This window comes from Citrobacter sp. Cf072 (assembly GCF_030334485.1).
Classification (GTDB): domain Bacteria; phylum Pseudomonadota; class Gammaproteobacteria; order Enterobacterales; family Enterobacteriaceae; genus Citrobacter; species Citrobacter freundii.
In genome coordinates, this window is sequence record NZ_JAOWDX010000045.1 from 859,765 (window position 1) to 883,669 (window position 23,905).

Below are 23,905 nucleotides of genomic sequence, written 5' to 3' on the forward strand. Positions count from 1 at the left end.
ATGAGTAAAAAAATAACGGTTTTTGGAACGCGTGGTATTCCCGATGTATTGGGCGGTGTGGAGACACACTGTCAGAATCTTTATCCTGCCATTAAGCAGCAGTTCGACGCGGATATTTGCGTGATTGCTCGCTCGCCATATGTAAATTACAAACGATCGGTCTATAAAAAAGTCGAAACCTACGCGCTGTGGGCACCCAAAAAGCGCTCGCTGGAAGCTATTGTCCATTCCGTTTTAGCGGCGTTTAGGACACGTATCGACCATTCGGATATTGTGCATGTCCATGCTATCGGCCCTGGTCTTGTGATCCCACTCTTACGCGTGATGGGTAAGAAGGTGGTTTTCACCCACCACGGACCTGATTACGATCGTCAGAAATGGGGTTTCGTTGCAAAAAAAATATTGCTGCTGGGCGAACGTTGGGCGGTGAGATATGCCAACGAGGTGATTGTGATTTCTGAAGTTATTAATCAACTGATCCAGAAAAAACATGGTCGCTATGATGCGCATTTAATTCACAATGGCGTAAATGAGCCGCGGTTGTTATCAGAGCTCACCATCGACAATACGCTCTCCCGCTTTGGGCTGCAGCCGAAAAATTATCTCGTTGTGGTTGGGCGGTTTGTGGAAGAAAAAGGGATGCATGATGCCATTGCCGCCTATCAACACAGTGGTTTGACCATGCCGTTAGTGTTAATTGGTGATGCGGATCATCCAACCGAATACAGCATTCGCCTCAAAAAGCTTGCCGCCGACACGCCTGGTGTCGTGATGACCGGTTTCTTACGTGGTGATGAGCTGCAGGCAGTGTTTTCGCAGGCCAGGCTATTTGTGATGCCTTCATACCATGAAGGATTGCCCATTGCGCTGCTGGAGGCAATGTCATTTTCTCTTCCGGCCGTCGTCAGTGATATTCCTGCTAACCTTGAAGTTCAACTGCCTGCCGAGACCTATTTTAAGGTGGGAGATGTAACCGGTCTGGCCGAAAAATTAGGCCAAGGGGTAACAGCAAATAGCGTGGACTATCGTGTATATTTACAAAACTACAATTGGCATGAAATCGCCAAAAAGACGGTTAACGTCTATCACTCAATTGATAAAGATATAGGTTAATTTTGACCAGTCCTCAAAATCGTCCCCCCGTCATCGAACGATTTTATACTCATCTTGATGAGACGATTGCGCAGGGGTTGACCCCTGAACAAAAAGAAGGGGTGGAAAATGCGATCCTGGCCTCGACGCTGGCTTCGCGGCATCAGATCGATATTCGCAGAAGCTTTCCCTTTTTCAGTAAGCGTTATTATCTGGTTTTTTTGTTTGGCAGAGATTTACGCCGCCAGCACCGCCAGGAATCGACCCTGTCGAGAATGTTGCTCACTTTTTTGCTGCTGATTGCCGTGCTGTTCGTCACCTGCTGCGTATTGTTGACGCTGTATATGATCAAATCCGCGTTAGGTATTGATGTGTTCCAAAATTTTCACGTAGGTATCTGGGATTGGTGGTTAAGTCTGAAAAACCACTAGCGTTAACAAACCTGTGGAGGCATTACTGCGATGAAGTGTAAATGGGTTTCTGCGCTGTTGTTAATGTCCTTTCCGTTAACGGTCATCTCCGCATTAACGACCGTAACCCCCAAAGCATTAACTGGCCCGCTGACCAATCCGGGGATTGGCGTGGCAAGTTTTCATCAGGGATACGGTGAAACGCTGGGGCTGGCGGACTATCCCAATACCGGATTTGAATACGACCGTTTTTACTGGCGGGACCTGGAGCCAGTCGAAGGCCAGTATAATTTTGCGTTGGTGGATGATGCCTTCAAATACGCGGCGGCACATCGTCCAGCAATGAATGTCGGGCTACGATTTATGGTACTGGCAGAGCCGGAAAGCGGCTCGCAAATTCCTGACTGGCTGATTAAAAAAGGCGTGAAAGGTACCTGGACGCCGGATAAAAAGACATTTGCCCCGGATTTAGACGATCCTCTGTTCATTCAATACAGCCAGCGTCTGTTGAACGCATTTGGTAAGCGCTACGATGGTAATGAGAATCTCGCGTTTGTTGATATTGGCATGGTGGGATCATGGGGAGAATGGCATAACAGCAACTTCCCGAACCTGAAGCCATTACTGGAGCGATACACCACGGCGCAACTGGATCGCTACGTCGCGATGCACTTTTCTGCTTTTCCGGTGACGCCAAAAACCATGCTGATAAGCGGCGGACAAAGTCTGGCGAATGCGGTGGAGCGTGGGGCAGGATGGCGTGCGGACTGTTGGGGGGACCTGCGCGTATTTTCGGACTCCTGGAACCATATGACTGATGATTACCCGCAGCGATTGCTGGCTGCGCAGCAGAGTTATTCAGGGTTCAACGATGCCTGGAAACGTGCGCCGGTCAGTCTGGAAATCTGTTCATATATGCAAGACTGGAAGAATACTTTTCATTATACGCGTGCCGAAGTGCAGGGTATTTTTGACTGGGCGGTCAAACAGCACGCCAGTACCATTAACCTGAAATCGAGAGCGATACCCAGCGACTATCGACCGATTGTCGACGATGCGCTGACCAAATTAGGCTATCGATTTCGCCTGGCGTCCCTGAGCCATGAGTCCGTGTGGGACAGCGGACAAACGCTGACATTGAACAGTACCTGGTACAATGAGGGTATCGCTCCGATTTATCTGCCTTATATGTTGGCATTCCGTGTTGTGGACAATGCTAATAAGGTGGTGGCACAGGGGAATTCCGCGGAGGATATTCGCCGCTGGCTCCCCGGAAAGTATCTGGTCAGTTATGCGTTATCTATGCCAGGCCGACTGGCAAAAGGGCAGTACGCGATTGAGGTTGCGATGTTGGATAAGTCGGGTGCGGCGAGAATTAACTTTGCCAATGAAGGGAAGCAGAGCAGCGGCTGGTACCGGGTATCAACAATAACAGTACAATAGTCAGACACAGCAGCGAGCCTGACGGTCAGGCTCGCTGCTGTGAACATTAAATTTGATAACCATTCGGGTTATTTTTTTGCCAGTTCCAGGTGTCACGCATCATTTCATCAAGATTGTAGACCGCCTTCCAACCGAGCTCTTTGTATGCCAGTGACGGGTCAGACCAACATTCGGCAATGTCTCCGGGTCTTCTGGCGACAAACTGATAATGAATTTTGGTCTGCGCCGCTTTCTCAAACGCCTCAATCAAATTAATCACGGAATAACCGACCCCGGTACCGAGATTAATCACCTTGTAGGCAGCGCCTTTGTTCTGGCAATCAAGCGCGGCTAAATGACCAGTCGCCAGATCCATGACGTGAATATAATCACGCACGCCGGTTCCGTCAGGGGTTGGATAGTCATTACCATACACCGATACGGTTTTAAGCTTACCAATCGCGACCTGGGAGATGTATGGCACCAGGTTGTTTGGGATACCGTTAGGATCTTCACCAATGCGACCCGATGGATGGGCGCCGACCGGGTTGAAATAGCGCAGGCAGGTAATGCGGAAATCAGGTTGCGCACGTGAGAAATCGGCCAGAATCTGTTCGACCATTAATTTAGAGGTGCCGTAGGGATTGGTGGTACCGCCCGTGCGTGATTGCTCGCTCAACGGCACGCTTTCCGGATTACCGTATACCGTAGCTGATGAGCTAAAAATGAAACGATTAACGCCTGCGGCCAGCATCTCATCCAGTAAAACCAGCGTTCCGGTGACGTTGTTTTCATAGTAGGCAAGAGGTTCTTTTATCGACTCGGAAACCGATTTGAGCCCTGCAAAATGAATGACATCGGTGATGTGATGGTTGGTAAAAATGTTTTTTAAGGCCTGTCTGTCGAGAACATCGGCGATATAGACAATGGGTTCCTTTCCGGTAAGTTCCGCGACCCTGTCCAGCGATATCCGACTCGCATTTGCCAGATTATCGATGACAACGACATCATCGCCTCTTTCCAGTAGTGATAAAACAGTATGTGAACCAATATAACCTGCACCACCTGTGACAAGAATTGCCATACAGACTCCAGAAAAATGCTAGAAACCCGACCAATTTTCTACCAATGTCACCTGAGAATCCAGTGAATCAGTTGTGTTGCCGGGAAAGGTAGATGTTTCTGTATTTTACCATAAATTTATATGATAGTTTTTTTAAGATAGCCAACAGACTGAACTTATTGATTTTTGTATCATAAGCAATGTAATTATTTGAGAAATTCAGCGTATGAACACCGTCACTGTGGTTGATCGATGAATTGATTTGTTCGATCAGATTCTCATCAAAGTTAATATCGTTAAGTGTAACTAGTTCTTTGATATAGATAGATTTTCCATAAGTTTCGGGCGTGCATTCCTGGGTGAGGAAGTACATTTTATTATCGACAAGATAAGGGGTACCAGCTCCTCGATGATGATGATTACTCACCTTTAATGTAGGGGTGATCCGCTGCCACTGACCATGAAGATGCTCTGCGGAATGAATAATTATTTTATTATCCATGGTGGTCGACAAAAGATAGCAAGTCTCATTTATTGAAAGAAAAATGTTATCTGTGACTTCGGTGTCAGAGAGTAGAACTTTAATTTTCTTCCAGCGCGCAGGAAACTCTACCGACTGGAACAGGAGCACTTCTTTTCTTTCTGATGATTCCGGGATCATGAAGAGTTGATTGTTGATATTAATCAGGAAAGGAAATGACAAATGACACCTCAGGTCGTCAAATCCTTCAAGTTTCACATCATCAATTTCAGTTAGTTCACGATCAAGAATGCGGCAGCGGAGCGTGCCTTTCGAGTTGCGGAAGCTAAAAGCTTCATAAAAAACATACAGTTTGTCGTCTTTTTCAATAAGAAAAGGATCGGCCTGAAACGTATATTTCTTTTTTAACTGCTGCGCAGCAGATTTATTCAATATTTCCAGCGTGTTATCAGGAAATAAGTGTGTACCATGATCCTTAATAATCATGATATCCCACGACTCATGATAGAATAACATGTTTATTATTCTTTTTATTTTCGCTTGCATTCGTACCTGCTCCTTTTTATCGCTTGCACCATGTATGAACAGCTACTTGCGGGGCAGCTCATGAGACTTGTCGCAATGTCGCAATGTCGCAATGTTGTATGAATGTGCGAAAACCGCGTGGTAACACCTGCGGTTATTTTAATGTTAGTGACAAGGATGTTTTTTGTCCATAGCACCAAAGTAGGTAAAAATTATCCAGAGCATCCTTGCTCCAGTGGAGGAATTACTCGAAATGCACTTGCGGGTTTTCAGCAAGGGAAACGTAGGTTTTGCTGTTTTTATCCAGGGTACGGATTTCACCGCTTTCGATGTCATATACCCAGCCGTGCAGACGAAGAGCATTATTTCTCAGTCCAACCGCGACACAAGGATGCGTTTTAATGTTGTTGAGCTGCGCGATAACGTTCTCTTCCACCATGGCGTTAACTTTATCGATTGGGTTAGCCCAGGTTTTTTTCTCGACCACGGCTTTCGCGGCATCGGCATAGTGCAGCCAGTGAGCCACAGCAGGCATCGGATCCAGAGGCTGGCTATCGGCGATGGCTTTCATCGCGCCGCAGTTGGAGTGTCCGCAGATGACGATATCCGTCACTCCAAGTGCCACAACCGCGTATTCGATGGTTGCGGATACGCCACCCGGTTCCGGGCCGAAAGAGGGGACGATATTACCGGCGTTGCGGATAACGAAAAGCTGTCCGGGATCTTGCTGAGTAACGAGTTCTGGCACCAGGCGGCTATCGGAACAGGAGATGAAAAGCGCTTTAGGATTTTGGCTGGATGCCAGGCTGCGAAAGAGTTCCTTGCGTTGAGGGAAAATCTCTTTTTGGAAGTTGAGGAAGCCCTCAATGATATGTTGCATAGCAGTGTCTCTTTTCTCTGTTTAAGCAGGTTATGATGAAGATCACACTTTCCAGTTTAACACCAGCCGACAGAAGAGAAAGACTTTATAGCAGTTCTGCAACATCTTTGGCTAACTTTTCTCCACCGCGGCGAGGCGAATAGCGTGATGTGTGCTATGTGCTTTCCCTTTTTTGCCAATAAATCGGAGTTGTAGCGATAGCCAGCATTCACGCGATACCGTACATTTTTATATGTATCCACATTTTAAGGAATCATCATGTCCAGACTTCGTGCTTTAGCAACAGCTTTAGTCGCCGTTGTCGCGATGACGATGTGCGCCACCCCAGTATTGGCCAACCCCGGTAATGGCAACGGCAATGGTAATAGTGGCAACCATGGAAATAGTGGCAACCATGGAAATAGTAGCAATCATGGTAATAGCGGGAATAAGGGCAATAGCCAGAAAGGCAATTCGCAGGCAGAACAACGTAAAAATTATGGTAAGCCGGACCATGTTGATAGTGACATCAGCTATAACGTGGCCAGACAGTATGCCGTCAGATATGGTTTGACGGGCTATAAGTCACTGCCTCCGGGTATCGCCAAAAATCTGGCGCGAGGAAAGCCGCTTCCTCCGGGGATCGCTAAGAAAAGTGTTCCATCCTCTATGCTGAACCAATTGCCGTATTATCCAGGTTATGAATGGCAGGTTGTGGGCGACAATCTGGTGTTGATTGCACTGAGTACGGCGATTGTCACCGCGGTAATTAATGGTGTGTTTGATTAAGTATTTTCGGGCTTAATGTGCTCTGTTCTACCGATGAGAAGCCCGCGTTGTGCGGGCTTCTCAGTTAATAAGGAAAGCTTACAGTCCGTACAGTTTTATTTTTCTATAGAGCGTGGCAATGCTGATCCCCAGTTCTGTCGCGGCTTGCTTTTTCCCCTCAACGCTTGAGCCGAATCGCTGGATGACGTTTTCGATAGCCTCCCTTTCCGCTTGTTTTCCTTTGCTGGCAAGCTGTCGGGGTTGCGCGGTCATCGTCGTTTTTCTACCGTCAGCGGCGGTAAGCAGGTAAGGGGGAAGATGGCTGGCGTTGATCCCAGCGGCTTCTCCGCGCATCACAAAAATGTATTCGATCACGTTGCGTAATTCACGAATGTTACCCGGCCAGTGCCAGGCATAAAGGCGATTAATAACGTCATCAGGCAGTTTTTGCGGTGGTCGCTGGTAACTGACCGAAAACTCATCGGCAAAATACTGTGCGAGGACCGCAATATCAGCCCGGCGTTCACGCAGGGAAGGAAGTACCAGAGGGACCACGTTCAGGCGATAGAAAAGATCTTCACGAAACTGATTATTTTCCACCATCGCGTTAATGTTTTTGTTAGTTGCAGCAATAATGCGCACATCAATATTGATGGTGTTATTAGAGCCAACGCGGGTGATCGCCTTTTCCTGCAATACCCTGAGCAGCTTGGCCTGCAGGTGCAGTGGCATATCGCCAATCTCATCCAGAAACAGGCTGCCGCCGTTGGCCAGTTCAAATTTCCCCATTCGCCCTTTGGGATCGGCCCCGCTGAATGCGCCGCGAACATAACCAAACAGTTCGCTTTCCAGCAGTTGTTCTGGGATAGCTGCGCAGTTGATTGTTACGAAAGGCGCGGCTTTACGTGGACTGCTCTGGTGAATGGCAAATGCCACGACCTCTTTCCCCGAGCCACTTTCCCCGGTGATGAGCACGCTGGCGTAACTGTTGGCGATTTTACCTATGGTACTTCTGAGCTGTTCCATTGAGGGAGAGTGACCAATTAGTCGTACCTGTATGTCGGACTCATAAGGGGATGGAGTAAGGTTACTCAGGTAGTCGTGTGCATCACGAAAGATAACCATGGTTAAGCGATCGTTATCCTGCGAGGAGAGCGAAATTTGTTTGCACAGTACATGATGTTTCTGACCTTCAAGCGTCAGCCACGCTTCTTCATCGCCATACAGGCTGTCCCCGGTTGTTTCAATGGTCAGAGGTAATCCCTGAACCTCGCGGTTGAGGATGCGATCGGCTGAATGATTGGCATGCCAGATAAGACCCTTGCCATCAATCGCCACCACGCCGCGGTCCATGGCATCGATCAGACGCCGAAATGCGCCAAGCGTTTCCTGTGCGCGTAAGCGTTCCAGGCATTCAAAGACCTTACTGGAGATCATTACGGCGATTTGCTCAATAAAGGTGACAAATTTATCAATCTGGCTCAGTAACGTGTCACGCTGTGCCTGGGTTGAGCAAATAATCCCGATCACGCCAATCACGCGATTATTGAGAAAAATAGGTGCGTTCAAATCCAGCATTTCAGAACAGTAGTGGTGTTTTTCACATAACTGACACAGCGGATGCTCGCCGGGGTTTTTGATCAGTACCGTTTCTCGCACCTGCAATACGTGATGATAAATGTAGCCATTTTTGGCCACGTTCTCATTGAGCATATGCCGGTATTTCCCGGTACCCGCGATGCGCATTAAAGATTCATCAATGATTTCAACGTCCGTGCCCGTTATGCCAGAAATAGCATCGGCGTAATTGCATATATCATCCTGAATATTGCTGAGTACTGAAATCATGGTACTTCTCCGACGGTGTGTCACATTTCTCAAGGAAAATGATAAATAGGCGAAATAATGCAAAAATGATTTGCGAAAAATCAATCTACCACGCTGTTTTTGAATGTTTTTCTTATTTTATCTTCCGCGATCACACTATTTATCAATGATGAGAATTTATCAAAACGAGGCGATAAACTGAGGCATTGATATTTTCGGTTGTCAATTTCAAATTTCATTTAATTTATTGAAATTAAATCCTTTATTAAAATATTTATAAGAATTTACTCAATTCATAAAAAGCTGGTAAGTATTTTGCTCTATTGCCAATACCGATAACGGAAATATCTCTGTATTGCACCGATTACAGGGAATGAAATACCAGGACAATGAGGTTTTATGATGCAGGAAAACTTATCATTTTTTATCAACCAGACACCGTTTACCGAACATCCGAACGCGCCGCTGGCACCGTTTAGCCGCCAGGAACTGGTAAAAGCGTTGAATTTTCATCGGTCTATTCCGGGCTACGCGCCGACGCCGCTGTATACGCTACCGGCGCTTGCACAAAAACTGGGCGTAAAAAATATCTACCTCAAAGATGAATCTCAGCGTTTTGGCCTGAAAGCCTTCAAAGCGCTGGGTGGCTCCTATGCGATGGCGTGCCATATCGCTGAATTGGTTGGTAAGGATATCAGTGAACTGCCGTTTGACGTGATGACCAGCGAAGAGGTTCGTCACGATCTGCAAACTGTCACGTTTGCTACCACCACTGATGGCAACCACGGTCGCGGCGTGGCATGGATGGCGCGCCAACTGAAGCAAAACGCCGTGGTTTATATGCCAAAGGGCTCTTCGCCGCAACGTCTGACCTCTATCCGTAACGAAGGCGCTACCGCTGAGATCGTCGATATGAACTATGACGATGCGGTTCGTATGACCGCAGAGCAGGCCGAAAAGTATGGCTGGATTGTCGTGCAGGATACCGCCTGGGAAGGATACGAAAAGATCCCGCAGTGGATTATGCAGGGCTACGGCACGCTGATGCTGGAGGCGATAGATCAGCTGCATCAGGTTGCGCCGACTCACATTTTTGTGCAGGCAGGCGTCGGCTCGTTTGCCGGCATGGTTCAGGGAATGGTGACGGCAGCCTGGGGTGAGAATCGCCCGAAAGTGATCGTCGCCGAAGCGTTAATTGCCGATTGCCTCTACCGCTCAGCCCGTTCGAAAGAGGGGGATGCCATTGCGGTGGGCGGTGATTTACAAACCGTGATGGCCGGTCTCGCCTGCGGTGAGGCGAACAGTATCGGCTGGAAACTGCTGCGCGACTATGCCAACGCATTTGCTTCCTGCCCGGATGAAGTTGCAGCGTTAGGCATGCGCATGTTGGGCAACCCGCTGGCAGGCGATCCACAGATTATTTCGGGTGAGTCAGGTGCGGTTACTACCGGTCTGCTGGCGCTGTTGATGACCTCACCTGAACTGGCGCAAACGCGTGAGCAACTGGGGCTGGATGCGCACTCTCGCGTGCTGTTAGTCAGCACCGAAGGGGATACCGACCCGCAACAATATCTGGATATTGTCTGGGGCGGACAGTACCCGGGCATCAACAAATAATTCCCTGATTAAGAGATATAACGGAGAAACCCATGTTATCTGCAAACCGCATTGAAGAAGTCATTAAAAACTGTCAGGCGCTGATCCAACAAAAAAGTTATTCCGGTCAGGAAGGTGAAGTGGTTAATGCCATAAAAACAATGATGCAGCATTACCAATTCGATGACATCCACGTTGATAAGTACGGCAACATTGTTGGCGGTATTGTCGGCAACCAGCCAGGGAAAACGTTGGTTCTCGATGGACATATCGATACCGTGCCGGTGAACGAAGAGAAGTGGTCCCGCAACCCATACGGCGGCGATATTGAAGATGGCAAAATTTATGGTCGCGGCACAACTGACATGAAAGGTGCCGTGGCGGCGATGATCTCCGCCGTGGGCTTTTTCGGTCAGGACAATCAGCGAAATTTTGCCGGTAAAATCTACGTTGCGTGCATCGTGCATGAAGAGTGTTTTGAAGGTATTGCCGCTCGCCTGGTCAGCGAGCGCTATAAGCCAGACTACGTGATCATCGGTGAAGCTTCCGAGTTAAACCTGAAAATTGGTCAACGTGGCCGCGCTGAAATTGTGGTCGAAACCTTTGGTAAACCCGCGCACTCCGCTAACCCGCAGGCGGGGATTAACGCGGTGTACAAAATGGCGCAATTGATCGACAAAATTCGCACGATTACGCCGCCAACGCATCCGGTTCTGGGGCCAGGCATTCTGGAACTGACCGACATTAAATCTTCGCCGTACCCGGGGGCCTCGGTGGTACCGGATTACTGTCGCGCAACCTACGATCGCCGTTTGCTGGTGGGTGAAACCAAAGAAAGCGTGATTGCTCCGCTGGAAAATGCGCTTGCGGAACTTATTGCTCAGGATCCGCAGTTTAAGGCCCGAGTGTCCTACGCGGTGGGTCAGGAGTCTTGCTATACCGGCGCCACGATTGAGGGAGAGCGGTTCTTCCCAGGCTGGGTGTACGACGAGTCCGACGAATTCGTGCAGGCAGCGTTGGCGGGCGTTCGTGAGGCTGGCTTTAATCCAACCATTACGCAGTACTCATTTTGTACCAACGGTAGCCACTATGCGGGCGAAGCGGGAATCAAAACCATCGGCTTCGGTCCTTCACGAGAAAACCTGGCACACACCATTGATGAGTATATCGAGATCGAGCAATTAACCGGCTCGGCCAGCGGCTATTACAGCATTATCCAGACACTCTATCGCCAATAAAAATAAAGATAACCACCTCTTACCTTACAGGCGGTGTAGCTCAGCAGCACCGCCATGGAGAATAACGATGAAAACCATTTTCAAAAACGGAAATGTAATTGATGGGACGGGCAGTGAAGGCAGAATTGCCGATGTGATGGTTGATGAAGGACGTATTGTCGCAATCGGCCAAATTGAGGTTGGCGTTAATGAGCAGGTTATTGATGCAACAGGAAAAATAATTTGCCCTGGCTTTATTGATACCCATACGCACTCTGACCTGTCAGCCATTATTAACCCCGCTCTGTCGGCAAAAATTCGTCAGGGTATCACCACCGAACTGTTGGGCCAGGATGGCGTCGCCTTAGCGCCGCTACCGGAAGAATATATTCCAGCCTGGCGTAAAAATATCGCCGGACTGGACGGTGACACCGACAAAATTGACTGGAAATATAAAAATACAGACGGTTATCTCAATCTGCTGGCATCGCGTCATCCGGCGACAAACCTCGCGTATTTAGTTCCTCATGGCAACGTGCGCATGGAAGCGATGGGTCTGGATGGGCGTCCTTCGACCCGTGAAGATGTGGCGAAGATGTGTGAGGTCCTTGAGCGGGAGTTAAAAGCCGGGGCATTTGGACTTTCCACTGGTCTTATCTATATGCCTTGCGCCTTTGGTGATACTGCCGAAATGATTGAACTGTGTAAGGTCACGGCGAAATATGACGGGATTTTTGTGGTGCATCAGCGCAGTGAAGCTGACGATATTATCAACTCAACCCAGGAACTGATTGATATAGCCACAGCCACCGGCGTCTGGCTGCATATTTCGCATATGAAGGTTTGCGGCAAGAAAAACTGGGGGCTGATCGACCAAATGCTGGGCATGCTGGAACAGGCGCAGGAAAAGGGGATTCGTATCTCTTTCGACCAGTATCCGTATGTGGCGGGCAGCACGATGCTCGGCGTGATCCTGCCGCCCTGGGTTCACTCCGGTGGTACGGACAAATTACTTGAGCGTCTCGCCTCGCCCGAACTGCGCGCCAAAATGATTGACGATATTCAGCAGGGTATTCCTGGCTGGGATAACTTTATCGATTTTGCCGGTTTGGACCAGATTTTTGTCACCAGCGTGAAAACGGCAAAAAATCAGGATGCTGTCGGTTTGAACCTCGTCCAGTTGGGCGAGCTGCGTGGAAAAGATCCGTACAACGCCACCTTCGATCTGCTCTTTGAAGAGGAAAACGCCGTGGGGATGGTCGACTTCTACGGTACCGAAGAGCACGTGATTAAGTTTCTCTGTCGACCTGAACAAAACGTCTGTACCGATGGCTTGATGGGGGCTGGCAAACCGCACCCGCGCGTGTTTGGCGCATTCCCTCGCGTGCTCGGTAAATATGTTCGTGAAGAGGGATGTCTGAGCTGGGAAGCGGCAATCCGCAAGATGACGGGGAAACCTGCTGAAGTATTGGGTTTGCAGGATCGCGGACTGCTGAAGGTCGGTTATGCAGCGGATATCGTGATGTTCGATCCGAACACAATTGCGGATAAAGGCACTTTTGTTGAACCCAATCAGTACCCGGAAGGGATTGAAATTGTCATGGTTAATGGGCGCATTGCCTTAATCAATGGCACGGAAAGTTATGCCTGTAGCGGTACGGTTATTAGAAAACAATATTAATAAATAACGCTAAACACGCATGGATCTATCGCGACTATTTATGGCCGCGGTAGATCACTACACCCTAAGGACATCACAATGAACCTACAAACGTCTTTACCTTCAGGTAAACCCAAGACCTGGAAAGCAAGATATACCGTCCTGACACTGATCTGGCTGGCGTGGCTGCTCTCTTTTCTCGACAGAATGGTGATGAGCGTTTCACTCCCTTATATTGGCAAAGATTTAAATCTTGATACGACTCAACAAGGTTTAATTATTAGCGCCTTTTTTATTGGTTATGCCGCGTTTCAAATTCCCGGTGGATTACTGGCGGATAAGTTTGGCTCGCGAAAAATCATGGCCATTGGTATTGCATGGTGGTCTGTGTTCACCAGCTTAACCGGCGCTGTGCTGACGCTGCCGCTGATGTTAGCAGTACGTTTCTTCTTTGGTATCGGTGAGGGATGTTTCCCGTCGGCCTCATGGAAGATGATATCAACTTATTTCCCATCGAAAGAACGTGGCCGCGCCACGGCGATTCAGTCAACGGTAAACACCTTAGGCCCAGCGCTGGCGGTAGTCGTGGCGGCAAGCATCATCGGGGCATTTGGCTGGCACATGGTTTTTATCGTGCTGGGTATTCCCGGTCTGTTTATCGCCGCAGGTATCTACTTATTTACGCGTGACAACCCGAAAGATCACCCTGCCATTACGCAACAAGACCTGGCGGAGCTGGCTGCTGACGACCAGGGGAGCCTGCAAAACACCAGTGCTATCGCGTTTAAAGACGTACTCAAAATGCCGGTGCTCTGGCAAATGGCCAGTATCTGGTTTTTGTTTGATATCACCTTCTGGGGTTTTTCAACCTGGCTGCCAAGCTACCTGATTACCGTACGAGAGTTTTCTCTGGCAAAGACCGGTGTCATGGCGGCCATTCCCTTCCTGTTCGGGGCTGGCGGAACATTATTAGGTGGTTATTGCTCAGACAAATTCAAACCCCAGCGTAAAACGCTGTATGTCGTAACCTCTGTTATTGCCGCGGGTTTCCTGTATCTGACCTTCAGCGTGAGCAGTGCAGATATGGCGGTGGTTTATCAGTGTATTTCAGCCTTGTTCATGTTTTTCGCTATGGCAACGTTCTGGGGTATTCTGATGGATACCATTCCCAGCAACATAATGGGGCGGGCATCCGGTATTGTTAACTTTGGCGGCCAGATGGCAGGGGTTGTATCAGCGCCCATCATCGGCTGGTTGATCCAAAGTAGCGGCGGAAGCTATAACAGCGCCTTTATCTTTATGATTGCCGCACTGTTGTGTTCTGCCGTCGTTACACTGACAGTCAAAAGCTCGCATGCAGTAGGGGCATTGCCCAGTAAAGCCTGATTAATCGCTGCCTCCCTGTGGCACTGCTGCTCCAGAGCTGCAGGGAGTTTCTCTCTAAATTCAGCAGGTTTGTACTCTTGTTCTCCATATTTGACCTGGTATGAAATTTATTTTTAGATAGCTATTCGCATATCCCCCTCGCAGTTCTGATGAACAATATCCCGGTTATATGTCCCAAAGCATTAAGAATAAATCATAATAAATGAGAGATTTGTCCTACGTGTGTAGGAATATTCCTTTTATGTTGTGTTAATGGTTTGATATTTAGATAGGCTCAAGGTTTAAAATTTGTAAATTACAGTGTTGCGTTTATACCTTGTTCTGCATTTTTTATAAAAAATGAATAAAATATACGCGTGAATATGTTAGGATTTACCTGATAAAGCCTTATTTTCAGAAATTATAATGTTGAAGGCTCGCCTGCTCTATAGCCATCGCCTCTCTTTATTTATCGGGATTCTTATACGCAATGAACGCGATAATCGTTGACGATCACCCATTGGCACGCATTGCCATCCGCAACTTACTCGATACTAATGGTATCGCTGTGACCACCGAACTCGACAGCGGAGATCAAGTGGTTCAAACCGTTGAAAAAACTAAGCCGGAGCTGTTGATTATCGATGTAGATATTCCCGGTATCAGTGGCATCGAAGTGCTGGAGCAACTGAGAAAGCGGCACTATGCTGGTGTAATCATTATCATTTCAGCCAAAAATGAATTTTTTTACGGCAAACGTAGCGCCGAATACGGTGCCAACGGATTTGTGAGTAAAAAAGAAGGTATGAATAATATTCTTGCCGCAATCGAAGCAGCAAAAAATGGCTATAGCTATTTTCCCTTTTCCCTTGAGCATTTTACTGGTTCATCCGTCAGCGAGCAGGATAAGCTTGATACGTTGTCGAATCAGGAAATGAGAGTATTGCGTTATATCCTTAATGGCATGGATTACAGCTCAATTGCCAGCAAAATGAATATCAGTAATAAAACGGTGAGTACCTATAAAAGCCGGTTGATGGAAAAATTAGATTGTTCATCATTAATGGAAATCTATGATTATGCGCAGAGAAATAAAATAGGATAGAGTAATGCTGGAACGCTTGTTTATTTTTTTGATGGTCATATTTACCATCGGGTTGTCTACGGGTGTAAGCTCAGCTCGGCAAGTTGAGCTAAAAAGTAACTATAATACTTCAGTACAAAATATCAGCTTGGACAGGGAAGAAACAAACTGGTTAGCGCATAAAAAAACCTTGGTTGTTGGTACCTGGTTACCTGAAGTCTCCCCCATTGTTTATCAAAATAGCGGCGAATATTATCGGGGAGTCAACGCAGATTACCTTGCGTTAATGCAAAAGAACCTCAATCTGAAAATCATTATAAAGCAGTATGATAATGAGCAAGAGGCGCTGGCCGCGCTCGCCAATAACGATGTTGATACGCTGATAACCCAACTGTCCCGACGCCAGGATGTGGGCGGAAATTTGTTGCGTACTTCGGTATTGCTGACGACGTGGCCGACGCTTGTAACATCACTAAAAAACACTATGCTGCCGCTGACCACGAACCATCAGGTTAGCGTCGCGTGCGTGCGGGATTGCCCTTTTCTCGATGTTATCCAGGGGGCTTTTCCTGAGGCTAAAGTCTCATTTTATGACGACGAGTATCAGGCCATGGCCTCGGTAGTGAATGGTGATAACCAATATTATATTGGTAACAATATCACCAGCAGCCATTGCATCTCTCGATACTTCTCACAATCACTGGTTATTACGCACTACTTTGATAAGCAAGAACAATATAATTATTTTGTCGTTAACGAAGATCAGCCGGTATTAAGAAATATTCTTGATGGTTTCATTACGTCAATCAGTAATGAAATTCATATGCAAGTCATGCAGAACTGGCTTAACCGCGGCAACCTTGCTTATCTGAATGCACCTATACCTTTCACCGCTCAGGAAAAAGCGTGGTTGAAGAAAAAGCATGTTATCCGCATTTTAATCAACCCAGATTACCCGCCCTATACGCTGGTCGATCGCAGCGGTGAATTACGCGGTATTCTTGGCGATTTACTGAATATTATTCATCTGCAAACGGGGCTCGATTTTGAACCCATTTTAGCTAACTCTAAAAGTGAGCAGACAAAGCAAATAAGCGGCGAACAGTGGGATATGTATCCCACTATCACGCTCACTCATCAAAACCCGCACAATTCGACCTTTAGCGATCCTCTGATGAATGTGGCATTTGTGATGATCACTTCCCGTGAGGAAACCGCCGACTCGCTACTGGAGAAGCCGATACGTATTGCGCTACCTGCCGGGCATGTGCTGGAAAGCGAGCTGAAGCAACGTTATCCGCAGGCCACCTGGGTTAATGCTGATACTGGCAGCGTTGCGATGGCCATGGTCAAGGAGGGCAGCGCTGATGCGGCAATTGCTACCGAATTGTCAGCAAGGTTTATGGTCGATCATTACTATCAGAAAAATATGCACTTTTTTAGGCTTCCAGATATGCCTGGTGCCTCAGTAAGTTTTGCGATTTCTTCCCACGAGCCTATGTTGAAGTCTGTTATGGATAAAGCGCTACAGGCCATACCGCCACGTGAGATTTTGCAGATGACGGAGAAGTGGTCGAAAATTTCCAATACGCAGGTTGATTTATGGAGTCGATATAGCAAACAGTTCTATCAACTGGGGGTATTCGCCCTGCTGCTGATAGCGATCAGCCTGATCTGGGGGATCTCACTCTCCCGTGAGGTAAAAAAAAGGAAACTATCTCAGCGGCTACTGGAAGAGCAGCTTCATCTCAAAGAGGCATTATCTCAAGAACTGGAAAACGAAAAGAATAAAGCGATTGAAGCAACCAAGGCCAAAAGTCGCTTTCTGGCGAGTATGAGCCATGAATTACGTACCCCGGTAAGCTCGATTGTTGGCTTTGTGGAATTACTGTCGAGTTCAGAACTCAGCCCGGCACAGCGAAAAGAGGCGATTGCCCTTACCGGGGCGACAGCCCAGTCATTGCTTGGGCTGATCGGTAAGATTCTGGATCTGGATAAGATTGAGTCTGGTAAATACCAGGTTGTTCCTCAATGGACGGATCTCTCGCAGCTCATTGAATTGCAGTGCCACTCTTTCGATGCTTTAGCCAGACAGAAAGGCATTACGCTGGCTTGCGTTAGCCAGTTGCCGGCAAACGAACGGGTATTTGTCGATCAGCAGGCTTTGCGGCAAATTCTCACCAACCTGGTAGGTAATGCGTTGAAGTTTACCGAGCAGGGCAGTATTCATGTGACGGCCCGTTTGTCGCCTGACGGGGAGAATCACGGTACCCTGACCATTGCCATTAGCGACACCGGTTGCGGGATTAGTGAAGAGGAGCAGGCGGGGCTGTTTCATCGTTACGCTCAGGGGCGTTGCGGGCGTCAACAAACCGGTTCCGGTCTGGGATTATTTATCTGTAAAGAACTGGTGACGCTGATGGGTGGGACGCTGGAGTTGATGAGCGTCCCGTTGCAAGGAACCACGTTTACCATAACGCTGCCGGTTGAAACGGCTCGACAGTCGATTGTACCGGATGGCGATGCGCCTGGTACTCTGTTACCGCTTCCGTGTCTGTCTATTTTGATTGCAGACGATAACCCGACCAATCGCCTGCTGCTCAAGCGACAGTTGAATGCCATTGGCTACAACGTGGATGAAGCGTGTGATGGGGAGGAGGCAGAAGCCAAACTGGCGAAAAAATCGTACGATCTGCTGATAACCGATGTAAATATGCCGAAAAAAGACGGGTTTGATCTCGCGGCTTCGCTACGTCGTCAACAGCCGAATTTACAAATATGGGGACTGACGGCCAGCGCACTTCCACAGTCACGCGATCGATGCCTGCAAAATGGTATGAATTTGTGCCTGTTCAAGCCTGTGTCGATTCAGACACTGACACATGAGTTGAGTAAAATCGAAACCGGTTATTCGTCTCCTTGTTCAATCCGGCATTTGAAATTCAATGTGTTGACGGAGAATACCGGCGGCGATCGCGCACTTATGAACGAGATTCTCGAGACATTTCGCGAGGCAACGCTGAATGATATACAAGCGGCTGAGAAAGCTGTTCTGCAAGATGAACCTCAGCTGTTTTTGCGCGCTCTTCACCGGTTGCATGGCTCGGCGCAAATTCTGGGCATCACTGCGCTACAAAACCTGTGCGAACCTTTCGAATCCAGACGGCATGACGATCTTCCTCTGGCAGTACGCCAGGAGGCATTGCAGAAGATTATTGCTGTTATGCGGGAAATTGAGATTGAGATAGACAGTCTGATTAGCCATTAATCCCCCTGATCGGGTGGCCGTAGCTGCCCGATCAGGAGAGAAAGTCCTGGTTCAACACTCCGTAGTGCTGAGTATTACTGGCCTGCGCCGATCATCTCGCTATCGATCACAATACCTTCTTCAGCACCTTTTAACACAAGGTTTGCTTCATAATATTTACCGGAAGACAGCAGTTTTTGCGCGCTGGTAACGGCTTTACGAGTCTGATTCAGGGGCATCAGGTATTGGGTCTGAAGCACGCTGATACCAGCCAGTTGCAGGGTATCCACTGCACCTTTCCAGTCGCCTTTGGCCATTTTGCCATTCGCTGTTTTGATAGCGGATTCTTTGGCTGGAGTGGCAATATAGTCTTCTGACAGCGCGATCGTAGCGTTAATAACCACGTACTGATCGTCAATCATCTTGGCTTTAGGCGCAGTTTTTACAAATTTCGCCCAATCTTTGCTGTCGCCTGCCAGCAGGGAAGCGGCGTCATCGGTTAGTTTTTTAGCGCTGTCAGGCTGTCCATGAAACAGGGCCAAACGAGCAAGCTGAATATCACGCATCGCATTTGCGCCTTGCACTGCGACCTGCATAATATCGGCAGCTTCTTTTTGTACATTTGCGGTAGTAGCTTGCGCCGGAGTAGTTGTGGTAGCAGTAGCAGCCATCACTGGTGCTGAACCCATCATGGTTGCAAGCACACCCGCAAGAATAATCTTTTTCATTACTTTCTCCTGAATAAATTTGGTATATGTCACCAAACGCAATAAGCATATTAAATAATGTTAAAGAGCGAAATCAGAACCACGATAGAATAATGACCGTTTAATCTTACAAGTGTCAGATGTCTGACATGTGTAGGAATATACGCATAGCGACATTCTCTTGTTCTTATATACGCTTCCTTAGCGGAAGTCTTATCATTCCATTGTAAGTAACATATGTTGAGTGAGTAATAATTCTTGTGTCAACAGGTTACATTGCGTTTATGTATAACGGAGGATGTATGTTTGTTTTTAATCAGCGTAGCCTGAGAGCGTTTAATGAAAAAACACTCGTTCATTATAAAAAGCATGCGACGATTATGGCGGTGTTGATGTTGATTTGTGGCATCTGCTGCTTGATTTATCCGATTGCTGCAGGTGTTTATTTAAGCTATGCAACTGGCTTTATGTTCCTGGTATGTGGTTTTTATTCTATTTATAGCCTGTTTAGCTCAAGTAAAAAGCAATTGAAAGCCAAATTTACCTATGCCTTTTTTGCTATCGCGTGGTTACTGCTGGGTTACTGTTTCCTGGTGAATCCTGTGATAGGCATGAATTCATTGGCAATGGTATTTTGCTGCCTGTTTATTCTGGGTGGTATTTTTCGTATCGCATCTGGGGTCAAACTGTTCCACAGTCCGGGTTATGGATGGAACATTTTTATTGGTATTTTTGACCTGCTTATTGCCGGCGTCTGGCTGAATATGGATCCCGACAGATCGTATGTATTTACCTCAATTTTTATTGGTGTCGAGATGATCTTTAGTTCTTTAGCTTTTATCAGTCTGCGTAGAAATGCGACGCTGGTAAAAACTGATAAGCTCGCCGATAAAAATTAATGCTACCTCTGGAGCGCATAGTGAATATTAAAATGATGGTTTCTGCAGCTATTCTTGTGACCTCTGTTATGGCGCCAATGACCCGTGCTTTTGCTACTCAGGCAACGGAAGCTGCGCCACAAGATATGACCTGTAAAGAATTCGTTGATATGAGTCAGCAATACAAGACGGCAATTGCCTTTGTGATTGTTAATAAAAATTCGGACTTTAAAGGCGATGATTATGTTCCCCTGCATGAGGTGGAAACGGAAGCTGTACCGAAAATGGTTAAAATGTGTCATCAGCATCCGAATACAAAACTGGGTGAACTGGCTGTAAATCTGAAAGGTTCCGGTCTGCACTATTGATTAACCGTTTTGATAGCCTGGCTTTAGTTAGAATTGACAACCTCTGTACCTGCCCCAGTTGTTCCCCTACAAGAAAAGTCCGCGTAATGCTTACCCTGCTATCCACGAGAAACTCGCTGGATAGCCGTGCCCACTAATAACTGTAGATCTGACAAATGAAGTCCCATCCCTGGATTTAATAATCTAAACCCAGGGATAGGGCAGGGGATCAACGTCGGGCTTTAAATCGCGCTAACGTATTTTCAACGAGTACAAAGAATACTGGAACAAAATAGATCGCCAGTACCGTCGCGGCCAGCATCCCACCGATAACCCCCGTACCGACGGCATTTTGCGCGCCAGAGCCCGCGCCGTTGCTTATTGCTAGTGGAATTACCCCCAGGATGAAGGCCAGTGAGGTCATCAGAATAGGACGTAAGCGCATTTGCGCGGCTTCCACCGCGGCCTCAAGCGGCGTTTTCCCTTCTTTCTGCATAATCTCGACGGCAAACTCGACGATCAAAATAGCATTTTTAGCCGATAGCCCCATCGTGGTGAGTAGGCCGACCTGGAAATAAACATCATTGCTCAGGCCGCGCAGATCGGTGGCCAGCAACGCGCCGACCACCCCGATTGGCACAACCAGCATCACCGAGAAAGGGATCGACCAGCTTTCATACAGCGCCGCCAGCGCCAGAAATACGACGATCAGCGAAATGCCGTACAGCATTGGTGCCTGGTTTGTGGATAGCGCCTCCTGATAAGACAGACCGGTCCAGGCATAACCGACGCCTGCGGGCAGTTTATTAATCAGCGATGCCATAAATTTCATCGCATCACCGCTGCTTTTCCCTTCTACCGGCTGGCCCAGAATTTCCATTGCTGGCTGACCATTATAGCGTTCAAGGCGTGGAGAGCCGTAGGTCCACTCGGTTGATGAGTAGGCGGAAAGCGGGGTCATCGCGCCAGAGGCATTACGTACATACCAGTGATTGATATTGTCCGGCAACATACGGAACGGCGTATCGGCCTGGACATACACTTTTTTTACGCGCCCCTGGTTCAAGAAATCATTGACATAGCGACTACCGAACGCGGTGGAGATGGTCTGATTAATATCCGATAACGCAACGCCCATAGCTTCAGCTTTTTTGGCGTCGACGTGAATGCGGAACATCGGCGTATCTTCCAGGCCGTTTGGGCGCACCCCGTCGACCTCACCTGAGGACTGGTTGGCCAGAGCCAAAAGCTCGTTTCGAGCCTGCATCATTTTTTCATGCCCAAGATTACCGTTATCCAGCAACTCCATATCAAACCCTGATGCGGTGCCCAATTCCGCGACCGCGGGTAAATTGAACGGATAAACGACAGCATTATTGATGGTACTTAAGGCCATCATTGCCCGTCGAATAATGGCGGTAACCGAGTTTTCTTCGCCAACGCGTTCTGACCACGGCTTCAGGCTGATAAACGCCAGGCCATTGTTTTGTCCCTGACCGCTGAAACCAAATCCGCCGACGGTGAAAACAGAAGCAACGTTTTTCTGTTCTTTCGTCAGGTAGTAGTCCGTTATTTCCCCGAGCACTTTGCTGGTGTTCACCATCGTTGAACCTGAGGGCAATTGCGCCGTGGTCATGAATACCCCCTGGTCTTCTTCAGGCAAAAAGGAGGTCGGCGTACGTAAAAACAGCACCATCATGCCCGCGCCAATGACTAAGTAAACGACCATGTAACGGCCCGTGCAACGTAACAGTTTTCGGGTGCTGTCCGTGTAGTGCTGAGTGCATTTCTCCATGAAATGATTGAATCGGGTAAACAGAAAATGCGTATTTGCCTGCTCGTCATCATGTGCTTTTAACAGCATGGCGCAGAGTGCTGGCGTCAGGCTCATCGCCACAAACACCGACAGCAGCATGGAGGAGATCAAGGTGATGGAAAACTGACGGAAAATTTCTCCTGTTGCGCCGCTCATAAATGCCATCGGCATAAATACGGCGGATAACACCACGGCAATACCAACCAGCGCCCTCTGGAGCTGGCCCATTGCTTTATGCGTTGCCGCTTTTGGAGACAAGTGCTCTTCAGCAATAATACGTTCTACGTTCTCAACCACCACGATAGCATCATCGACTAACAACCCTATCGCCAGCACCATGCCAAACATCGTGAGCGTATTAATCGAAAAACCGGCGACGTCGAGAATGGCAAAGGTGCCGAGGATAACCACCGGAACGGCGATAGTGGGGATAAGCGTCGCACGAAAACTTTGCAAAAACAGATACATGACGAGGAATACCAGAATGATTGCCTCGATCAAAGTATGAAAAACACCCTGAATCGAAATTTCGATAAACGGCGTGGTGTCATAGGGATAAACGGTTTTCATGCTGGCCGGAAACCAGGCTGATAATCTGTTCAGCTCTTGTTTAACAGCCTGGGACGTTTCAAGGGCATTGGCGCCTGCGGCAAGTTTAATCGCAATCCCGGCGGCGGGTTTGCCGTTGTAACGTGCAACCGTGGCATAATTTTCCGCACCCAGCTCAATGCGTGCGACATCGCGCAGCAGAACCTGAGAACCATCTTGCTGAACTTTAAGGAAGATCTTGCCAAATTCATCGGTTGTTTGCAGACGCGTCTGGACGATTATCGACGCATTTAACTGCTGATCGGCTGACTGAGGCATGCCCCCCAGTTGCCCGCCAGATATCTGATTATTCTGTACTTTGAGCTGGGTAATGACGTCCTCGGGAGTGAGGTTATACTTGTCGAGCTTTTGCGGATCCAACCAGATGCGCATGGCGTATTGCGAACCGAATAACTGCACGCTCCCCACCCCGGCAGTGCGGCTTAGCGGATCTTTAATGTTTGAGGCTACATAGTCGGCAATATCATATTGGCTCAGGCTGTTATTATCAGAGATAAAACCGGCGACCATTAAGATATTGCTGCTGGATTTATCAACGCTGATCCCTTGCTGTTGTACTTCCTGTGGCAAGGAAGGCATCGCCAGCTGCAGTTTATTCTGTACCTGAACCTGCGCAATATCGGGTGACGTACCCGTTTTGAAGGTCAGGATAATCGAGGCATTACCTGCCGCATCGCTGGTGGATGACATATACATCAGGCCATCAAGACCATTCATATTCTGTTCAATCACCTGGGTGACGGAGTCTTCAACGGTCTTTGCATCTGCCCCGGGGTAGGCCGCGCTGATGGTAATGGTTGGGGGCGCAATTTGTGGATATTGGGCGACTGGCAGGTTCATTATCGCGATACCGCCCGTAAACATCATGATAATAGCGAGCACCCAGGCGAAAACCGGGCGCTCAATAAAAAAGTTGGCCATAAAGAAAGTGT

Annotated in this window: 18 protein-coding genes; 12 read left to right on the forward strand and 6 right to left on the reverse strand. The window is 48.1% G+C overall.

Translation table 11 applies throughout. The annotated features are described in order from the left end of the window. Genes OGX66_RS16465 through OGX66_RS16475 form a run of 3 tightly spaced genes read left to right on the forward strand, consistent with a single transcriptional unit; the run spans position 1 to position 2,945 of the window. Positions 1-1,113, forward strand: coding sequence for a glycosyltransferase family 4 protein (locus OGX66_RS16465; RefSeq protein WP_032938077.1), 1,113 nt, complete (start codon positions 1-3; stop codon positions 1,111-1,113). 2 nt (positions 1,114-1,115) lie between these two features. Beyond that, positions 1,116-1,523: a hypothetical protein gene (locus OGX66_RS16470; protein ID WP_032938074.1), complete on the forward strand. Its 408-nt coding sequence runs from the start codon at positions 1,116-1,118 to the stop codon at positions 1,521-1,523. 30 nt (positions 1,524-1,553) lie between these two features. Then, positions 1,554-2,945, forward strand: a complete 1,392-nt coding sequence (locus OGX66_RS16475; protein WP_270921900.1) for a DUF4832 domain-containing protein — start codon at positions 1,554-1,556, stop codon at positions 2,943-2,945. A gap of 46 nt (positions 2,946-2,991) precedes the next feature. On the opposite strand, the gene galE is transcribed toward OGX66_RS16475, so the two are convergent. From galE to OGX66_RS16490, 3 genes are all read right to left on the reverse strand, one after another. Further along, positions 2,992-4,008, reverse strand: coding sequence for a UDP-glucose 4-epimerase GalE (galE, locus tag OGX66_RS16480; RefSeq protein WP_049002284.1), 1,017 nt, complete (start codon positions 4,006-4,008; stop codon positions 2,992-2,994). Positions 4,009-4,075: 67 nt separating this feature from the next. After that, on the reverse strand, positions 4,076-5,014 hold the full coding sequence (locus OGX66_RS16485) for a glucosamine inositolphosphorylceramide transferase family protein (protein WP_044713272.1): 939 nt from the start codon (positions 5,012-5,014) through the stop codon (positions 4,076-4,078). A 223-nt stretch (positions 5,015-5,237) separates the two neighbouring features. After that, a complete protein-coding gene (locus tag OGX66_RS16490) occupies positions 5,238-5,873 on the reverse strand; it encodes a carbonic anhydrase (RefSeq protein ID WP_003037157.1) in 636 nt (211 codons plus the stop codon). A gap of 258 nt (positions 5,874-6,131) precedes the next feature. Here OGX66_RS16490 and OGX66_RS16495 point away from each other — a divergent pair, with 258 nt between their 5' ends. Then, on the forward strand, positions 6,132-6,641 hold the full coding sequence (locus OGX66_RS16495) for an anti-virulence regulator CigR family protein (protein ID WP_088903141.1): 510 nt from the start codon (positions 6,132-6,134) through the stop codon (positions 6,639-6,641). 78 nt (positions 6,642-6,719) lie between these two features. Here OGX66_RS16495 and OGX66_RS16500 read toward each other — a convergent pair whose 3' ends face one another. Beyond that, positions 6,720-8,468, reverse strand: a complete 1,749-nt coding sequence (locus OGX66_RS16500) for a sigma-54 interaction domain-containing protein (protein ID WP_008321488.1) — start codon at positions 8,466-8,468, stop codon at positions 6,720-6,722. A gap of 381 nt (positions 8,469-8,849) precedes the next feature. Between OGX66_RS16500 and dpaL the strand changes: the two genes are divergently transcribed. The 6 genes from dpaL (at position 8,850) to OGX66_RS16530 (ending at position 18,637) form a co-directional block, all read left to right on the forward strand. Beyond that, the gene (gene dpaL / locus OGX66_RS16505; RefSeq protein ID WP_270923115.1) at positions 8,850-10,064 is read left to right on the forward strand and encodes a diaminopropionate ammonia-lyase; all 1,215 of its coding nucleotides are present in this window, start codon (positions 8,850-8,852) and stop codon (positions 10,062-10,064) included. Between the two features lie 32 nt (positions 10,065-10,096). Beyond that, the gene (locus tag OGX66_RS16510; protein WP_003839756.1) at positions 10,097-11,281 is read left to right on the forward strand and encodes a YgeY family selenium metabolism-linked hydrolase; all 1,185 of its coding nucleotides are present in this window, start codon (positions 10,097-10,099) and stop codon (positions 11,279-11,281) included. A gap of 67 nt (positions 11,282-11,348) precedes the next feature. Further along, on the forward strand, positions 11,349-12,941 hold the full coding sequence (locus OGX66_RS16515) for an N-acyl-D-amino-acid deacylase family protein (RefSeq protein ID WP_008321492.1): 1,593 nt from the start codon (positions 11,349-11,351) through the stop codon (positions 12,939-12,941). Positions 12,942-13,019: 78 nt separating this feature from the next. Next, a complete protein-coding gene (locus OGX66_RS16520; RefSeq protein WP_003839760.1) occupies positions 13,020-14,306 on the forward strand; it encodes an MFS transporter in 1,287 nt (428 codons plus the stop codon). A gap of 469 nt (positions 14,307-14,775) precedes the next feature. Next, positions 14,776-15,390 carry an acid-sensing system DNA-binding response regulator EvgA gene (gene evgA / locus OGX66_RS16525; protein WP_003839762.1) on the forward strand — a complete coding sequence of 205 codons (615 nt, stop codon included), beginning with the start codon at positions 14,776-14,778 and terminating at the stop codon, positions 15,388-15,390. A 4-nt stretch (positions 15,391-15,394) separates the two neighbouring features. After that, entirely contained in the window at positions 15,395-18,637 is a 3,243-nt protein-coding gene (locus tag OGX66_RS16530; protein WP_270921899.1) for an ATP-binding protein, read from the forward strand. A gap of 74 nt (positions 18,638-18,711) precedes the next feature. Here OGX66_RS16530 and OGX66_RS16535 read toward each other — a convergent pair whose 3' ends face one another. Next, the gene (locus OGX66_RS16535; protein ID WP_016150840.1) at positions 18,712-19,344 is read right to left on the reverse strand and encodes a YfdX family protein; all 633 of its coding nucleotides are present in this window, start codon (positions 19,342-19,344) and stop codon (positions 18,712-18,714) included. Positions 19,345-19,625: 281 nt separating this feature from the next. On the opposite strand from OGX66_RS16535, the gene OGX66_RS16540 reads away from it, so the two are divergent. After that, on the forward strand, positions 19,626-20,222 hold the full coding sequence (locus tag OGX66_RS16540) for a DUF308 domain-containing protein (RefSeq protein ID WP_044699615.1): 597 nt from the start codon (positions 19,626-19,628) through the stop codon (positions 20,220-20,222). Continuing rightward, on the forward strand, positions 20,222-20,569 hold the full coding sequence (locus OGX66_RS16545; RefSeq protein ID WP_008321512.1) for an HdeA/HdeB family chaperone: 348 nt from the start codon (positions 20,222-20,224) through the stop codon (positions 20,567-20,569). Before OGX66_RS16540 ends, OGX66_RS16545 begins: the two co-directional genes overlap by 1 nt. Positions 20,570-20,777: 208 nt before the next feature. Here the strand turns inward: OGX66_RS16545 and OGX66_RS16550 are convergent, their stop codons facing one another. After that, positions 20,778-23,894 (reverse strand): efflux RND transporter permease subunit, encoded by a 3,117-nt coding sequence (locus OGX66_RS16550; RefSeq protein ID WP_003839771.1) that lies wholly within the window; start codon positions 23,892-23,894, stop codon positions 20,778-20,780. Between the last annotated feature and the right edge of the window lie 11 nt (positions 23,895-23,905).

Coding starts and splice junctions, on each gene's coding strand:
- OGX66_RS16465 (WP_032938077.1), top strand. CDS start 1: ATGAGTAAAAAAATAACGGTTTTTGGAACGCGTGGTATTCCCGATGTA.
- OGX66_RS16475 (WP_270921900.1), top strand. CDS start 1,554: ATGAAGTGTAAATGGGTTTCTGCGCTGTTGTTAATGTCCTTTCCGTTA.
- galE (WP_049002284.1), bottom strand. CDS start 4,008: ATGGCAATTCTTGTCACAGGTGGTGCAGGTTATATTGGTTCACATACT.
- OGX66_RS16485 (WP_044713272.1), bottom strand. CDS start 5,014: ATGCAAGCGAAAATAAAAAGAATAATAAACATGTTATTCTATCATGAG.
- OGX66_RS16490 (WP_003037157.1), bottom strand. CDS start 5,873: ATGCAACATATCATTGAGGGCTTCCTCAACTTCCAAAAAGAGATTTTC.
- OGX66_RS16495 (WP_088903141.1), top strand. CDS start 6,132: ATGTCCAGACTTCGTGCTTTAGCAACAGCTTTAGTCGCCGTTGTCGCG.
- OGX66_RS16500 (WP_008321488.1), bottom strand. CDS start 8,468: ATGATTTCAGTACTCAGCAATATTCAGGATGATATATGCAATTACGCC.
- dpaL (WP_270923115.1), top strand. CDS start 8,850: ATGCAGGAAAACTTATCATTTTTTATCAACCAGACACCGTTTACCGAA.
- OGX66_RS16510 (WP_003839756.1), top strand. CDS start 10,097: ATGTTATCTGCAAACCGCATTGAAGAAGTCATTAAAAACTGTCAGGCG.
- OGX66_RS16515 (WP_008321492.1), top strand. CDS start 11,349: ATGAAAACCATTTTCAAAAACGGAAATGTAATTGATGGGACGGGCAGT.
- OGX66_RS16520 (WP_003839760.1), top strand. CDS start 13,020: ATGAACCTACAAACGTCTTTACCTTCAGGTAAACCCAAGACCTGGAAA.
- evgA (WP_003839762.1), top strand. CDS start 14,776: ATGAACGCGATAATCGTTGACGATCACCCATTGGCACGCATTGCCATC.
- OGX66_RS16530 (WP_270921899.1), top strand. CDS start 15,395: ATGCTGGAACGCTTGTTTATTTTTTTGATGGTCATATTTACCATCGGG.
- OGX66_RS16535 (WP_016150840.1), bottom strand. CDS start 19,344: ATGAAAAAGATTATTCTTGCGGGTGTGCTTGCAACCATGATGGGTTCA.
- OGX66_RS16540 (WP_044699615.1), top strand. CDS start 19,626: ATGTTTGTTTTTAATCAGCGTAGCCTGAGAGCGTTTAATGAAAAAACA.
- OGX66_RS16545 (WP_008321512.1), top strand. CDS start 20,222: ATGCTACCTCTGGAGCGCATAGTGAATATTAAAATGATGGTTTCTGCA.
- OGX66_RS16550 (WP_003839771.1), bottom strand. CDS start 23,894: ATGGCCAACTTTTTTATTGAGCGCCCGGTTTTCGCCTGGGTGCTCGCT.